Below are 14,241 nucleotides of genomic sequence, written 5' to 3'. Positions count from 1 at the left end.
ATCTGGTCCGCCGCCCCTTTTTTTGCGTCCGGCCTTTTACCGGCGGTGCAAAGCCTCAGCCAAAGCGCAGATCGCCAGCGATTGCCCATAGGGCATCGAGGTCAGCGCAATATCCTTATAGAACTGCATCGTATCGCCCATCGCCGTGCCGAAGGACACCTGCGTCAATTCGCCATCATCATTGATATGGTCGATCACGCCCTGCACAGCCTTCAGGCCCACTTCCTCATAGGCGGGATCGAGCAGACCCATGCGCACGGCCTTCAGGATACCATAGGCAAAGCCCGCCGTGGCCGAGGCCTCAAGGTAGGAGGTCGGGTCCATCACCAGCGTATGCCACAGACCATTGTCCGCCTGCGTCGCGGCCAAAGTCTTGACCTGCGCGGCCAGCGTATCGACGAGGAAGGTACGGAAAGCGTCCCCTTCAGGCAGGCCCAGCAGTTCGACGATTTCCGGGATCGCAATCGTGATCCAGCAATTGCCCCGCGCCCAGAGCGCGCCCGCGAAATTATGCCGCCCGTTGAAGTCCCAGCCATGGAACCACAGGCCGGTCTTGGTATCGAACAGATATTTGATATGGACGAGGAACTGGCGCTTGGCTTCCTCGACATAATCAGGGCGATCCAGCAGCAGGCCAAAGCGCGCCAACGGCAAAACCGACATCATCAGCGTGTCGTCCCACATCTCGCCGGGGTTTTCGTCATTATAGACGATGTGCTGAAAACCGCCCTCCTCGGTTTTGGGCAGGCCATCGGGCGCCATCAGCCAATCGGCCCATTCCTGAATCTGGGCCAGCCAGTCGGCATTCGGCTCGCGCTCATAGAGATAGGAGAGCGTGAGGAAAGGCGAGACGGTGTTGATATTCTTGGTCGTGCCGCGCGGCAATTGATCGAGAAACCACTGGCGGATGATCGTCAGCGCCTTGTCATCGCCGGTCTGCTGATAATAGCCCCACATGCCGAACAGGCCGATGCCATGGGTCCATTCCCAGCCGTTCCAGCCCTTGGTGTCGATCACGCGGCCATCCTCAAGCCGCAGCAGGAATTCGCCGGTTTCATCGTGGATCGAAACCAGATTGTCCATCAGACGATGGATCAGCCCGATCAGATCGGAACGTGCAGGAAGAGTTGCGGACACTGTATTCTCCATGGATCAATGGGTTGGCGCAAGGCTGGCGGGAGCGGCGATTGGCGCCACCTCCAGCCCGCCGCGGCGATTTTGCATTGTGACGAGGCGCACATTTTCGGGCGCATTGGCCGGTGCGCCGTCGCTGGTGACGGCAAGGGCGATGGTATTGGCCCCATGATGGTTGAGGATGCCCTCGGGGATCGGAAAGACCCGCTGCGGCCCGACATGGGCGATGAATTGCCCCATGTTCCAGCCGTTGACGAAGATCAGCACGCGATATTGGGCGGCGGAACGCGGCCGCGCGGTGTCGCCAAAGGCAAGACCGATGGTCGCGTCCTGACCGCGCGGCACATTGAGCATGACATGAGTGCGATACCAGTTCGTGCCCGCCGCTCCCTGCGGCAAGGTGGTTCCGGTGGCGCGCCATGCGTGGTCGTCAAATGCGGGCAGATGCCAGCCCATGCGCTCGCCATATTGGCCGCCATTGTTGGGCGTGCCGCGCATGCGGTCGGCAAAGTCCTCGCCGCCTGCGCGGCCCTGTATCCGCCAGTTCAGCGGCACGGCAAAGGCCGGCCCCGTCAGCGGTTCGAGAGAGGCGGCGATCAGGCCGCGCCCCTCCTTATGCTCGTCCATCGCGGTCAGATCCCAGTTATGGCCATTGTTGCGCACCATGACCGACAGGACATGATCGCCCGCCACGCGTGCGGCATCGGGCATGGGAACCGTGATATTGCCCGTGGTGATCGGGCGCGGCATGGCGGCGGGCAGGTCCTGCTGGCCGATCAACCGGCCATCGAGAAACACCTGCACCATCCCCGCCCCGCCCGCGCCATAGGTCAGGCTGAGGCGCCCTGCATCGGCGGAACCGACGAAATGGGCGCGATACCAGACATCGCCCTCGTGGAAACCATAGGGGTCCATGGTCAGCGTAGGCTGGCCTGCGGGTTTCTGGCTCTGGCTGGCATCGGCGCGGTGATCGATGGCCTGCCATGCGCTGTCGTCGAAAGTGGGGGTGGCCTCAGGCGTACCCTCGGCCATGCGCCAGTTGTTGAGCGCGGGCAGAGCGATGGGCGCCGGACCGGGAATGGGCGCGATGGCTTCCAGCGATCCGCCCGCTGCGGGCTTCATCGCCACCGGGGCGCCGTTCCATGTGATGCGCGTTTGTTTGCTCCAAACCCGCAAAGGGCTGGCCGCCACCGTATCGCCGGTCAGCGCCAGAATGCCACCCTTGGCCCTCGCATGGCGCAACAACGCAGGCCCGCAGGCCAGCACGCCATCGGCATCCCAGCACGCCCCGCCCGCCGCATCATCGCCCAGCAGGAGCGTCAGAGCAGGCCGCCCGCCGCCGCTGATCTCCACCGTGGAGAGCGCGCCATGGGTGTAATCCAGCGTCAGATCGCCGCGCGATGCATCCCACGATACCGCAACGCCATCGGGCGCCTTGACCGCAGGTTTGCTGGCATAGCGCAGTACCGTGCGCCCCGCCTCTGCGCTCCGCCCGATCAGCAAGAGCAGGCCATCACGCGCGGTCTGGATCTGGCTGGTGGTGTAAACCAACCGCTGCTCCGCGACATTGGCACCGGCCACGATCCATTTGGCATCATAGCCGTTCAGGCGGATCTGCGGCATCTGATAATGCCCATCGGGCAGATCGGCGGCGAAGGTAAAGCTGGTGTCCTGCGTCAAATGCCCCGGCTGATGCGCGGCCAGAATCAGGCGCGCATCCGTCTCCGGGCTGCGGTTGTGATAGAGGCGGATGGCGTCCGAGGAGGGCGTCAATTTGTCCGCCGGGACCATCGCGGCAATCTCGGGCAGCGCCGCAAGAGTGCCGCCGATGGGCTTCAACGCCAAGGCTTTTTCGCGCAGGGATCGGTCCTCGGCAATCGCCGCGCCATAGTCATAGGAGGTGAACACCACCGGCGCGGGCAGCCAGCCCCATGAGGTGCCGCCATAGCCCATATAGATGCTTTGCAACCCGATGCCGTTGACGAAATTGGTGCCGTAAAACAGACGGCCATAACCCGGTCCGGTCTGCCCCGCATTGCAGGCATAGATCCCGTCCGAGCCCCAATAATCGAACCACCCCCCGCCGATTTCCGCCATAAAGCCCGGCGTATCGGGCGAGGCCGAAGCGCCGCCCTTGGCCCCGCCGATGCCGTAATAGCCCCAATCGGGCGCGCCATTACCGCGCGCAATCTTGCCCTGCGCGGTGCAAGTGCCGCCCGGGTAGCCATCGAAGGCATACATATCGACCGGGCCATGGACCACGCCCGGCACCGGCGATCCATCGGGCGCCCAATTGCCGTTGCGGCCTGGATCATTGTGGAAAATCGGCACGGTGATGCCGTGGCTGCGCGTCACGGCATAGAGGTGGTCCATATAGCGGCGATGGGCCGGGCTGGTCTGCGAAAGTTCGTTCTCGATCTGATGCAGGATGACGGGGCCTTTTCCATCATTGATCTGATGGCGCGCGACAATGCCGTCGATGGCCGCCAACCATTCATCCGCCGCCTTCAAATATTCCGGATCATCGGTCCGCGCCCTCGCCCGCTGGTTGTTCAGCCAGCCGGGAAAGCCCCCCCGCGCCAATTCCGCGTTCACATAGGGACCGACGCGAGTAATGACATACAGCCCCTCCTCGCCCGCCATGGTGATGGCGCGTTCCATGTCGCGGATGCCGGTGAAATCCAGCTCGCCCTGTTTGGGGCTATGATAGCCCCAGTCGAAATAGAAGGTGACGGTGTTGAACCCGCTGGCCTTGAGCTTTTGCAGGACATCGCGCCACAGGTCGGGGCTTGGCAGGCGATAGGGGTGGAATTCGGCGGCCCAGATCGGCGTGCGTTTGCCGTCGATCATCAGCGAGCGGCCATCGAAGGACACGCGGCCAAAAGTCTTGACCGGGGCCTTGAGGTTGACGGTCGGGCGCGCCTCCTGCGCGAGAACGGGGGCCGCGATCAACGCCGCGCCGACCAGTAAAAGAGAACGCATCGCCACCCCCCATCAGGCCATGTGAAACATCGGCACGAGCGGCCATTCGCAGGGGCGATTGTCCGGCTCGACCTCCATCAGCGGCGCCATCGCGGCCCACCACAGTTTCATCACCGGCTCCTCGGGCAGGCTCTCGCGCCTGTTCTCCTCGGCCAGTTGCAGAACGGCAAAGAGCGCCAGCGTGGTCTCATCCAGAAAGATCGAATAGTCGCTGATCCCCGCCTCATGCAGCAGATCGACCAGCTCGGGCCAGATCTCGTCATGGCGGCGGCGATATTCATCGACCATGCCGGGCTTCAATTGCATCCGGAATGCGAACCTTTGCACTGGCCTCTCCAAAATCCCGCATTATGCACATTTGTTGCTTATTGTGATACACGGAGGTCAGATCGCCGTCAATCGCCCAAATGGGTCAGGCGGGCTGCCAAAGCGGCATTTCCCGCAGATTCAGGCCCTGCGCGTCCTGTACAATCACCGACGGGCGGGCGTCATCCCCGGCATGGCGGGCGTTGAAACGTTCGATGGTCACATCCTGAACATCGCGCATCCACAGCGCCCATGCGGGCAGCACGCCGAACATGCTGGGTTCGGGATAGGCATTGGCGACCAGCGGAGGCTGGCGGGCAGCGTCCTGCGCCGTACCGCCGCCCTCAAAACTCAGGCCGATGTCACGCAGCACCACCTGCTGCACCGGATGACCGGGCAAGCCAGCAAGAATAACGGGGAATTCATGGGCAATCCCCTCGGCGCGAATATCGCTGATCTCCACCCGGCGCAGCGCCCCGATCCGCGTCCCCTCGGGCCCGCGTAGCCGCGCGCCCAGGCGCAGGAAAATCGGCGCGGTGGTCACCTCCTGCATGGTCAGGCGGCGGGCGGTAATGTCCTCGACCGTCGCGCCATCGACGCATTCGATGGCCAGCCCACGGCTGCGTTCAAACAGGCAGTCCTCGATGGTCACACGGCGAATGTCGCCATTGGTTTCGGTGCCGATCTTGATGCGGCCCGTCACCCGGTCGCGGTCGGGGGCAAATTGCTGCGTGCGCCCGCGCGTGCCGTCCAGCATCGTGCCAAGGTCATAGCCCGAGACCGTGCAATGGCGGATCGCAATGTCCTCCGACGGCGTGATCCGCCCAAGGCCGAGACTGGTTTTGACCACGATGGCATCGTCATTAGGGCTGTTCACCCGGCAATGTTCGACCACGCAGCGCGAAACGCAGTCAAGGTCGATCCCATCCCGCTCCGTATCGATGGACAGGTGGCGGATCACCATATCGGTGCATCCGGTGGCGAGCACGGCGAAATGCCCGCCCCCCGCAATGGTAAAGCCCGAGAGTTCGACATTCCGGCATTCGCGTAACCCAATCGCCTTGTTGCCAAGCCCAGCCATCGCGGCATGGCTCTGCTCCAGCGCGCCGACTTCGGCCTCGCTCATCGCCGCCATGGACAGCGGCCTTTCGCCCGCCTGCGCGCGCCAGAGCGAACCGGGGCCGTTGCGGGTCAGGCCCCGCCCCTCGATCCGACCCGGCCCGGTAATGGCAATGTCATGCTGGCCGATGGCCCAGATCAGGCTGTTGCGCCAATGGCTGTGGCCGAAATCCTGATAGAGCTGCGGCCCATTATCCTCCGGCCCATCATAGGCCCCGCCGTGGCGCGCGGGGTCGGCCGCCTCGATCACCGTCCCCTCGCCCAGGTGCAGCCGGACACCGGAAAGCAGGCGGATCGAGAAGCAGAGGAAGCGGCCAGCGGGCAATTCCACCACCCCGCCGCCACGCTGATGTATGGCGGCGATGGCGGCATTGATCGCGCCATGGGCAAGGCTGCGCCCATCGGCAAAATCCGCGATGCTCATGGAAGATCCAGCACGACCAGCGACTTGGCGGGCAGATCGACCACCAACTTGCCATCACGCAGGACCGCCCCGGTAAAACCCGCCGGATGCACCCGCGCGCCTTGGGCAAAGTCGTTCACATCCTGAACCCGGTCCGAAGTCAGGATGCGGCCCTTAACGCTAGTCGATTGGACGCCGGACAGCGCGATTTCGAGATGCTGAGGCTTGCCCGGATCAATGTTGACCAGCGCGATATGCACCGCCCCATCCTTGCCCCGCGCCGCCGCGCCATGCAGCGCGGGCGATACCCATTCATCGCGCCCATACCAGACTTTGGGCAGATCGAGCGGCAGAGCCACCGCATCCTGAAAACCGCGATACATGTCGAACACATGATAGGTCGGCGTCAGCACCATCTGCGCGTCCTTGGTCAGGATCATCGACTGAAGGACGTTCACCATCTGGGCGATGTTGGTCATGCGCACGCGGTCGGCATGGCGGATGAACAGGTTGATGTTGACGCCCGCCAACAGCGCATCGCGCAGGCTGTTCTGCTGATAGAGGAAGCCGGGATTGGTGCCCGGCTCCACATCGGTCCAGATGCCCCATTCATCCACCGCCAGATTGACCCGCTTGGCCGGGTCATATTTGTCCATGACGGCGGAGTGCCTGGTCAGCAGTTCCTCCATCTTCCACGTCTTGGCCATGGTGCGGGCATAGTCGGTTTCGTTGAAATCCGTGGCCGATCCCTTGCCTTTCCAGTCGCCGGGCACAGTGTAATAATGCAGGCCGATACCATCGATCATCCGGCCCGCCTCGCGCATCATCACCTCGGTCCAGTTATAATCGGGGCCATTGGCGCCGCTGGCGATCTTCTGGATTTTGGTGCCAAAGGGGACCTTGACGAAGGTGGCATAGCGGCGCGTGACATCGGCGGCATAGTCCGCCTTCATATTGCCGCCGCAGCCCCACAATTCATTGCCAATGCCGAAATAGGGCAGCTTCCAAGGCTCCTTGCGCCCGTTGCGCGCGCGTTCCTCGGCCAGAGTGCCTTGCGGAGCGGTGATATATTGCACCCACTCCTCCATTTCCCCGGCGGGCGCGCTGCCCACATTGCCCGAGACATAGGCTTCGGCCCCGATCAGCTCGGCAAAGTCCATGAATTCATGCGTGCCGAATGTGTTGGGCTCGGTCACACCGCCCCAATGGGTGTTGATCTTGACCGGGCGCTTCGCCCTCGCCCCGATCCCGTCGCGCCAGTGATATTCGTCGGCAAAGCACCCGCCCGGCCAGCGCACCAGCGGCACATGCAGCGCCCGCAGCGCCTCGACCACATCGCGGCGATAGCCCTTGATATTGGGAATTTTCGATTCCGGCCCGACCCAGATGCCGCCATAAATGCCATAGCCCAGATGTTCGGCAAACTGGCTGAAGATGCGCGGGTCGATGGTGGCCCCCGGCGCTTCGCCATGCAGGGCAGCAGGAGTTTGGGCATGAAGCACGGGCGCGGCGCAAAGCGACAAGGCGGCGGATGCCAAAAGGCGGACTGATCGACGAATCATGGTCTCTCCCTGACCTTTATGTTACGTACATTGTGAGAATAGATTTCACATATAGAAAATCAAGATGGGTTAGGAGATGTTTGTTCCATGGCACGTTTATCCCTGCTTCTGGCGGCAATGGGCGCCAGCGCGATGACCCCTGTGGCTCTCGCGCAAACCGCGCGCGTATGGCGCCTCGATGGTCCGGCGCGCAGCGGGGAAAGCGCGATTGCGCCCGGCGCGACCTATGCCCCCGGCGTCGGCGGCTATGAGAGCGATGGCGCCCTCTCCCTGCCCCTGCCCGAAGGCAACTGGCGCATCACGCTCGATATGGGCAGCGACAAAAGCCCAGGCCAAACCACGGTCAAGGCCGAGAACCGCCGCCTGATGGTGCTGAACGCCGCAACCGCGCGGGGACAAAACGTGACGCGGCGCTTTACCGTCCATGTTCACAATGCGGGCCTTGGTGCGGTGCCCGAAAATGCGCCGGGGGGCGACCACGTCCGCCTGCGCCCTGACCAAGCGGCGCAGCGCAATTGGGACGACCGGCTGACGCTGGAATTCCTCGGCACGCCTGCGGTGCGATCCGTGACAGTCGAACCCGCAAAGGGACCGACCATTTTCCTCGTCGGCGATTCCATGGTGGCCGACCACCCGCGTGAGCCTACGGCCAGTTGGGGCCAGATCCTGCCGCTGATGCTGGATGATAGGGTGGCGGTGGCCAATTATGCCGAGAGCGGGGCGACGCTCAAATCCTTCCTTGCCGACCTGCGGCTGGACAAGGTACTGAGCCTGATCAAACCGGGCGATTATCTGTTCATCCAATTCGGCCATAATGACCAGAAGGTCCAATGGCCCCAGACCTATGTCGAGGCGGGCACGACCTATCGCGCCTACCTCAACGCCTATATCGCCGAGGCGCGGCGGCGCGGGGCCACGCCCGTTCTGGTCACCAGCCCGGAGCGGCGCAATTTCGACGCGCGCGGGCGGATCGCCCCTTCGCTGGGCGATTATCCGGCGGTGATGCGAGAGATGGCGGCGGATATGCACGTGCCCCTGATCGACCTCAACCGCGCCAGCATCACCCTGTACGAAGCGCTGGGGTCCGATCGCGCGCCGGCCATGTTCAATGACGAAGGCCGCGACAAAACCCATTACAACGCATGGGGCGCCTGGATGAGCGCGCGCATCATCGCCGATGGCGTCCGCGCCATGATCCCTGCTCTGGCCTCGCATATCACTTCGCCCCCTTTCGATCCGGCCCGCCCGGAAAATGTCGCGATTCCCCCCAGCGCGCTGACTTCTTCGCAACGCCCGCTGGGGAACTAAAAAAAAGGGCCGCCGGATGCCTCGTCCGGCGGCCCCGAAACACGCGGGGGAGCGTGTAGGGAGGAACTGTTAGAACTTGGCGTTCACGCCCACGGTGATCGTGCGGCCGGTGCGGGTGTTGAACAAAGGATCCTGACGGCCGCTGTCGATATAGAGCGTGTTGTGCTCATCGGTCAGGTTCTGGCCTTCGATGGTGAACTTGATGTCCTTCATCAGATTGTAGCTGAACGAGGCGTCCACAAAGGTAGTGGCGTGATTGCCCAGAATGTCGCTGTCATTCGCGCCCGAGGGGATCTGGCGGATGAAGGGGCCGCGATAGTTGATCGTGCCGCGAATGCTGAACTTGCGGTTTTCGTAATAGAGCGTGCCGCTGGCCGTATCAGGCGACATGTTGACCAGATTGGCCGTGGTCGAAAGCGTGGCCGCACCGCCGCTCGATTGCAGCACGTAATTCACCTTGGACGAAACATGGGTGTAATTGGCCAGCAGCCCGAAATCCTTGGCGAAACCGCGCAGGAAGGTGAAGGGCAATTGCAGATTGACCTCGAACCCGTTGAGCGGCCCGCCCTTGGTGTTGACCGAGCGCGTCACGGTGAACAGATCGGTGGGCTGGGTGCCCGCCGTGGTCAGCAGCGAATTGGGCAGGCCCAGCGTGTTATAGGGCACAAGGCTGCTGACCGACTGGATGTAGGTGCTGATATCCTTGTGGAAATAGGCGAACGACAGCAGCGAGCCGGGGCGGAAATACCATTCCAGCGCCGCGTCATAGGTCGTCGCGCGGATCGGGTCGAGATAGGGATTGCCGATGGTGGCTGTGCGCGTGACGGCATTGACCGACCCGCCCGAAGGCAGCACGCCCAGTTCGGGGCGGCTCATCACCTTGGCGGCGGAGAGGCGGCCCAACAGGTGCGGCGTGAATTCCAGCACCAGATTGGCCGAGGGCAGCCAATCATTATACGAGCGGTCCACAATCGCCGGGATCGCCACCGTGGGATAGGCCGCCCCGGCCGCCGCATTGGTCGGCACATAGCCAACGGTGTGCTGGGTGGTGTTGACGAAGCGCACGCCCACATCGCCCCGGATCGGGATCGGCAAAGTGTCAGGCAGGTTGAACTGCCCCATCAGGAAGGCCGACTTTTCCTCTTCGCGCACTTCGGGCGAGCCATTGCCGCATTCCACGCCGCAGAAGGTGAAATTGTTGAAACCGACGGTCTGCTTCCACTTGTCGATATCGGTGGCAAGGAAGCTGGGCAGCGCGCCGGGGATCAGCAGATTGTTGAGGCCGGTGATCTGATAGGTAAAATCGGCCACCGATGCCCCGGCGGGCAGCGCCGCGGTCGCCTGATTGGCCGGGGCCACGCCCAGCACGCGGTTCTTGAACGCACTCTGGCGATATTGCGCCCCGCCCTTGATCTTGAACGCGTCGTTGAATTCATAGGTGGAATTGGCCTCGAACGTATAGTTGTCGGTCGTCACCTTCCAATTGCGCGTGTTGAAATTGCCCAGCACGGTGCCGTCCGCGCGGCCCGGCGCATAGTTGAAATTGGCCGGGTTCGACACGTCGATGCCATATTTGATCACCGGGATCGAACCGCCGCCGCGGAAATCAATCCCGAATCCGGGCGTGTCGATGGCGTCCAGATTGACCGTCAGGCGCTCGGGATTGTCGAAGATCGACTTGGAATAGCCCGCCATCACATCAATGGTCAGATGGTCGGTGAACTTGTGATGGAGGTTCAGATTGGCCTGACCGAAGGTGGTGGTGAATTTGTCGCGCAGGCTTTCCGAGCGCAGATCCACGCCGTTGAACAGGCCATAGAGCAGCGAGCCATTGGGCTTGACCGAGAGATCGACCACCGAGACCATCGGCTGCCCGTTGTTGCTGCTGTTGCGGGCAAAGGAGAGCGCGTCGATGTAATTGTCCCAGCGCGTGACCTTATAGCGGGAAAACAGCGCGTCGAAGGTGATTTCCGTCCTGTCGTCGGGCTTCCATTGCAGGGCGAGCGAACCGCCCATACGCTCGGCATCCTGACGCGAATTGAGATAGCGCGGGATGCGCGGCAGGAACACGCCGCCGCCCGCCTGCCCCGAAGGCCCGGTCATCGACTGGATCAGATTATAGGCCGCCGTGGACCCCGTGCGCGGATTGCCGGTCGAGCAATTGGCCGCATCCGTACCCTTGGCGGCATTGGTGGCAGGGTTCTGCGTGGCATAGCCAACCGGCGAGCAGAAACCGCCGTTCACATAAGTGGGCAGGATATTGACCGCCGAATAGCCGACCTCGCGGATGTTGCGGTGGCTATAGCTGGCCGTGGCGAGGACGCCGAAAGTGCCCTCCTCATTCTGCTTGGACAGCAGCACCGAGAAGCGCGGGTCGAGCTTTTTGCTGACCTCGTTCCACACGCCCTTGGCCGAAACGGTGGCGACAAAGGTCTTGTGGAAATCAAGCGGATGCGGGGCCTTGAGGTCGACCGTAGCGCCCAACGAGCCTTCCTCCACATCGGCCGAGGGCGTCTTGCGCACGGCCAGTTCGGAGAAAATCTCGGTCGGGAAAACGTTGAAGTCAAAGCTGCGGCCCGTATTGCCCGCGCCGTAAATGTCGGAGGAGCCGGTTTGCGCGGTGCCTTCCATGCCGTTCAGGCGAACGCGGGTGAAGGCCGCCCCAAGGCCACGCACCGAAATGTTCTTGCCCTCACCGCCATCGCCGCGCGCCAGTGCGATACCGGGCACGCGCTGCATGGATTCGGCCAGGTTGGAGTCGGGAAACTTGCCCACGTCCTCGGCCTTGATCGTGTCGATGGCGGCGGCTGACGCGCGCTTTTCATTCAGCGCGGCGGCCAGCGAGGTGCGGAAACCGGTGACGATGATGGTCTGTTCATCACCCTTGGCGGGCGCGGGCGTCGTCGGCGTTTGAGCCTGCGCACCGGCGGCAAGGCCTGCCACCATGATCGCCAACCCGGATGTCGCCAGACGCAAGTGTGCTGAAATCTGCCCCAAAGTATCCTCCATCATCCCATGTGCGGGCCCTGCCTCTGCTTGCCGGATTTACGGCAACGGGCGTCCCGTTGGCATGATGGATAAGTCCGATATGTGAGCGCGTCAATCCATATATTGCAAGCAAATTTCATATTGCGGGACAGTGCGGTGAATTTTTACGGAAATCCGCCCCTGTTGCATTTTGCACACACCGCCTCCATGTTTCACATTGCGCACACCGCATTGCTTTCGCGCCAAAAGGATCTAAAAGCAGCCCATGGCCGACGACGACACTCAGGAAACCACACCGGACAGCAACACGGTAAAAGGCGCGCAAACGCTGATGCGCGCGCTCGACATCCTGGACGAGGTGATCGACGGGCCGATCCGTGCGGTCGATCTGGCGCGTAAACTGGGCATGAACCGCACCACCGCGCATCGTCTGGCCCATGCGCTGCGCACGCGCGACTATCTGGCCGTGACGCCCGACGGCTTTGCGCTGGGGCCCAAATTGCTGCAACTGGGCGTGCTGGCCAGCGAGCAGACCGACTATGTCCGCATCGCCCGCCCCCGCATGGAGGCGCTTTCGGCCCAGACCGGATTTTGCGTGTTCATCGGCAACCGTGAGGGCAACTGGTCGCGCCATCTTGAACGCGTGACCGGACGCCAGCGACTGCGCGTGGCTACGGCGCCGGGGGACCGCCGCCCGATTGCAGAGACGGGCCTTGGCAAGGCGCTGATGCTGGATGACAGCGAGGCGAGCTGGAAAAAGCTCTGGAAACAAGCCCATGCCGATAATGGGACCGAGGCCGATCTGGAGAATTTCCTGACAAGGATGCGCGCCTACAAGGAAGAAGGCCTTGTGCGCCATGACAGCGAATTGGGCGACGGCGTGCGCTCCATCGCCGCCCCGGTGCGCAATGCGCGCGGCGCGATCTGCGTGGCGATCAGCATCGCCAGCGCCGCCCATTATCTGACCGATGACATTGCCGGAGAGCTGGCTGACAAGGTCAAGCAATGCGCCGACGATGTCAGCGCGGCGATTGGTTGGCGGCCTTAACGATCTGAAAAACCCGTAACATTGTCGAGCGTGGTTCCGGCTGCGCCGTCAATCGCAATGTCGGACAGCGTTACATCGCGCACCGGCGCCTCACGCTCGGCCTTGATGTTCACGCGAAAGCCCGCGCCTGCCACCTTGACGCCCGAAACATGCACACCCTCAATCGGCGTCAAGCGGCGCTGATAGGTGGGCAGCAAAGTGCGCCATTGATACAGCACATCCGTCTCAATCGAGAGCACCCCGCCCTTGATCGCCCCTGCGGCAATATTGGTCATATGGATGGAGCGGACAAAGCCACCCCGCCGCTCATTGGTCTTGATATAGAGCAGATTGTTGAAATCACTGTTGGTTTCACCGCGCGCCTCCTGAAACACACGGCATTGGTCCACCCAGACATTCTCCACCCCGCCCGACAATTCGCTGCCAATGGCCATCAACTGATGCCCGTTGCGCACATGACATCGCCGCACCACAATGTTGCGCGCGGGCGTAGCCAGACGCCATGCATCATCCTCACGCCCCGATTTGACCGAGACGGCATCGTCGCCCTGATCGAACCGGCAATCCTCGATCAACACGTTCTGGCTCATTTCCGGGTCGCAACCGTCATTGTTGTGCCCGCGCGCGCGGATATTGGCGCGGCGCAGCACGACATCGCGCGATAGATAGAGATGCACGGTCCAGAAAGGGCTGTTTTCAATAGAAATATCCTCGATCAACGCATGGCGACAACGGTTGAACTGGATGAATTGCGGGCGCAGATGGGCCTCGCCCTTGGTCATGTCGCGCTGTTCGGTCGGAACGCCCGCACGCGCCATCTGGTAAAGCGCAATCAACGCGTCGAGATGCGCCTTGGGTCGCGCCGCCCATTGCTGCCACACATCCATGCGCGCCCGCACCTTGCCGCGCCCGGAAATAGCAATGTTTTCGCAGTCATAAGCATAGATCAGCGGGGCGTAATTCATGCATTCCACCCCCTCCCAACTGCTGGGCACCGGCGGCAGATAATCGGCCGGATCGGGCGAAAAGAGCAGCACAGCCCCCTCCTCCAGATGCAGATCGACATGGCTGAGCAGGCGGATGCCGCCCACATCCCACGTCCCGGCGGGAACGACAACACGCCCGCCCCGCGCCTTGCTGGCCGCCGCAATGGCATGGGCTATGGCCCGTATGTTGCGGCGGCGATTCTCAGGCCGTGCGCCGAAACGGGTGATCGGAAAGCGGGGCGCTGACGTGAAATCCGGCACCGCAATCGGCTCCATCGGAAACGGCGCCTTGATGCTCACCTGCTCCATGCGCAGCGCGGGGGCCGCAGCCCCGGTCAGCAAAGGCGCCAAGGCCAGCCCCGCGATGGCTTCACGCCGGTTGGGATGCGTCACAAATCCTCCGAT

At 62.8% G+C, this 14,241-nt stretch carries 9 protein-coding genes; 2 read left to right on the top strand and 7 right to left on the bottom strand.

Annotated features, from left to right (window positions below):
* Positions 1 to 36: 36 nt before the first annotated feature.
* From bglB to GGR38_RS21820, 5 genes are all read right to left on the bottom strand, one after another.
* Positions 37 to 1,083 carry a beta-galactosidase BglB gene (gene bglB / locus GGR38_RS21840; protein ID WP_246405187.1) on the bottom strand — a complete coding sequence of 349 codons (1,047 nt, stop codon included), beginning with the start codon at positions 1,081 to 1,083 and terminating at the stop codon, positions 37 to 39.
* Between the two features lie 69 nt (positions 1,084 to 1,152).
* The gene (locus tag GGR38_RS21835; RefSeq protein ID WP_183628773.1) at positions 1,153 to 4,116 is read right to left on the bottom strand and encodes a beta-galactosidase; all 2,964 of its coding nucleotides are present in this window, start codon (positions 4,114 to 4,116) and stop codon (positions 1,153 to 1,155) included.
* Positions 4,117 to 4,128: 12 nt separating this feature from the next.
* Positions 4,129 to 4,443: an L-rhamnose mutarotase gene (locus GGR38_RS21830; RefSeq protein ID WP_183628771.1), complete on the bottom strand. Its 315-nt coding sequence runs from the start codon at positions 4,441 to 4,443 to the stop codon at positions 4,129 to 4,131.
* Positions 4,444 to 4,528: 85 nt separating this feature from the next.
* The gene (locus GGR38_RS21825; protein WP_183628769.1) at positions 4,529 to 5,965 is read right to left on the bottom strand and encodes a rhamnogalacturonidase; all 1,437 of its coding nucleotides are present in this window, start codon (positions 5,963 to 5,965) and stop codon (positions 4,529 to 4,531) included.
* Positions 5,962 to 7,506 (bottom strand): alpha-N-arabinofuranosidase, encoded by a 1,545-nt coding sequence (locus tag GGR38_RS21820; protein ID WP_183628767.1) that lies wholly within the window; start codon positions 7,504 to 7,506, stop codon positions 5,962 to 5,964. Before GGR38_RS21820 ends, GGR38_RS21825 begins: the two co-directional genes overlap by 4 nt.
* A gap of 87 nt (positions 7,507 to 7,593) precedes the next feature.
* Between GGR38_RS21820 and GGR38_RS21815 the strand changes: the two genes are divergently transcribed.
* A complete protein-coding gene (locus GGR38_RS21815; protein WP_246405178.1) occupies positions 7,594 to 8,814 on the top strand; it encodes a rhamnogalacturonan acetylesterase in 1,221 nt (406 codons plus the stop codon).
* A 69-nt stretch (positions 8,815 to 8,883) separates the two neighbouring features.
* Here the strand turns inward: GGR38_RS21815 and GGR38_RS21810 are convergent, their stop codons facing one another.
* The gene (locus GGR38_RS21810) at positions 8,884 to 11,811 is read right to left on the bottom strand and encodes a TonB-dependent receptor (protein WP_246405177.1); all 2,928 of its coding nucleotides are present in this window, start codon (positions 11,809 to 11,811) and stop codon (positions 8,884 to 8,886) included.
* 256 nt (positions 11,812 to 12,067) lie between these two features.
* On the opposite strand from GGR38_RS21810, the gene GGR38_RS21805 reads away from it, so the two are divergent.
* Positions 12,068 to 12,850, top strand: a complete 783-nt coding sequence (locus tag GGR38_RS21805) for an IclR family transcriptional regulator (protein ID WP_246405172.1) — start codon at positions 12,068 to 12,070, stop codon at positions 12,848 to 12,850.
* Here the strand turns inward: GGR38_RS21805 and GGR38_RS21800 are convergent.
* Positions 12,847 to 14,229, bottom strand: coding sequence for a glycoside hydrolase family 28 protein (locus GGR38_RS21800; protein WP_343059197.1), 1,383 nt, complete (start codon positions 14,227 to 14,229; stop codon positions 12,847 to 12,849). The two genes, GGR38_RS21805 and GGR38_RS21800, sit on opposite strands and share 4 nt — an antisense overlap.
* Positions 14,230 to 14,241: the final 12 nt, after the last annotated feature.

The organism is Novosphingobium sediminicola, assembly GCF_014196525.1.
Classification (GTDB): Bacteria; Pseudomonadota; Alphaproteobacteria; order Sphingomonadales; family Sphingomonadaceae; genus Novosphingobium; species Novosphingobium sediminicola.
Note: the sequence above shows the minus strand (reverse complement) of the source record. Positions and strands in the feature narration are given on the sequence as shown.